Origin of the sequence: Kitasatospora sp. NPDC059803 (assembly GCF_042732255.1) — a bacterium.
In the GTDB taxonomy this organism is placed as follows: Bacteria; Actinomycetota; Actinomycetes; order Streptomycetales; family Streptomycetaceae; genus Kitasatospora.
Window position 1 is genome coordinate 1,219 of the sequence record NZ_JBHWIJ010000494.1, and the last position, 1,977, is coordinate 3,195.

Sequence of the window (1,977 nt, forward strand, 5' to 3'; positions counted from 1 at the left end):
GGGGGGGGGGGGGGGGGGGGGGTGGGGGAGCGCGCCCCCCCCGCCGCCGCTGGCCCCGCGGGCCGGGGGGGGGGCCCCCCCGGGGGCCCCCCCCCCCCCCCCCCCCCCCGCCCCACCCGCCGGCTCCGCCGTGCTCGTCCGCCATTCGGCCCCTCCTCCCGCTCGCACCCCCGGACCTCACCCCGGACCTCACCCCGGACCTCAGCCCGGGCCTCGCCCCTGCCCGGCGAGGTTGCGAGCACCGTAGCCGAGGGCACTGACAATTCGGCCCCGGGCCGGGTACGGTGCCGCGCGGAGCGCATCCGCCGAGACCCGGTGGGTGCGTCGAACCCGGTCCTGACACCATGGGGCCGAGATCACGAGACCGTGACACCCTCGGAGGAGTCAGCAACATGAGCACGCACTACGACGTCGTCGTCCTCGGCGCCGGCCCCGGCGGCTACACCGCCGCCGTCCGCTCCGCTCAGCTCGGCCTGAAGACCGCCGTCATCGAGGCCAAGTACTGGGGCGGCGTCTGCCTGAACGTCGGCTGCATCCCCTCCAAGGCCCTGCTGCGCAACGCCGAGCTCGCCCACATCTTCACCAAGGAGGCCAAGACCTTCGGCATCAAGGTCGAGGGCCAGGTGACCTTCGACTTCGGCGAGGCCTTCCGCCGCAGCCGGTCGGTGGCCGACGGCCGGGTCAAGGGCGTCCACTACCTGATGAAGAAGAACGGCATCACCGAGTACGACGGCTGGGGCACCTTCGTCGACGACCACACCCTCCAGGTCGCGCTCAGCGGCGGCGGCTTCGACGTCGTCACCTTCGACCACTGCGTCATCGCCGCCGGTGCCACCACCCGGCTGCTGCCCGGCACCAGCCTGAGCGACCGGGTGGTCACCTACGAGGAGCAGATCCTCACCGAGCAGCTGCCGGAGAGCATCATCATCGCGGGCGCCGGCGCGATCGGCGTCGAGTTCGCGTACGTGCTGCACAACTACGGCGTGAAGGTCACCATCGTCGAGTTCCTGGACCGCGTGGTGCCGCTGGAGGACGTCGAGGTCTCCACCGAACTGGCCAAGCAGTACCGCAAGCTCGGCATCGAGGTGCTCACCTCCACCCGGGTCGAGTCGATCGACGACAGCGACCCGAACGCCAAGGTCAAGGTCACCGTCACCAGGGACGGTCAGCAGCAGGTGCTGGAGGCCGACAAGGTGCTCCAGGCGATCGGCTTCGCGCCGCGTGTCAACGGCTACGGCCTGGAGAACGCCGGCGTCAAGCTGACCGACCGCGGCGCCATCGCGGTGGACGGCCGCGGCCGCACCAGCGCCGGGCACATCTTCGCGATCGGCGACGTGACGGCCAAGCTGATGCTCGCGCACGCCGCCGAGACGATGGCCGTGATCGCCGCCGAGACCATCGGCGGGGCGGAGACCATGGAGGTCGACTTCGCCATGATCCCGCGCGCCACCTACTGCCAGCCGCAGATCGCCTCCTTCGGCTACACCGAGGCGCAGGCCCGCGAGCTGGGCCACGACGTCAAGGTCGCCAAGTTCCCGTTCACCGCCAACGGCAAGGCGCACGGCCTCGGCCACCCGATCGGCTTCGTCAAGGTCATCAGCGACGCCAAGTACGGCGAGCTGCTCGGCGCCCACCTGATCGGCCCCGAGGTCACCGAGCTGCTGCCCGAGCTGACCCTGGCCCAGCAGTGGGACCTCACCGTCCATGAGGTCGCCCGCAACGTGCACGCCCACCCCACCCTCGGCGAGGCGGTCAAGGAGGCCATCCACGGCCTCGCCGGCCACATGATCAACATGTGACGCGCACCGCATGACGGCAGGGCCCGCCCGACCTCCCGGGCGGGTCCTGCCGCTTTCCGGCGGCCCCGGGCCTCGGGGGCCGCGGGCGCGGGGGGGGGGGGGGGGGGGGCGCGGGGCGCCCGGGCGGGCAGGGGGCCGCCAGCGGCGCCCCCGGGGGGGGGGGGGGCACCGCCCCCCC

At 73.2% G+C, this 1,977-nt stretch carries 1 protein-coding gene; it reads left to right on the forward strand.

The features are described 5' to 3' along the window. The first annotated feature begins 392 nt into the window (after window positions 1-392). Window positions 393-1,799 (forward strand): dihydrolipoyl dehydrogenase, encoded by a 1,407-nt coding sequence (gene lpdA, locus ACFV6I_RS38650; protein ID WP_063345990.1) that lies wholly within the window; start codon window positions 393-395, stop codon window positions 1,797-1,799. The last annotated feature ends 178 nt before the right edge of the window (window positions 1,800-1,977 follow it).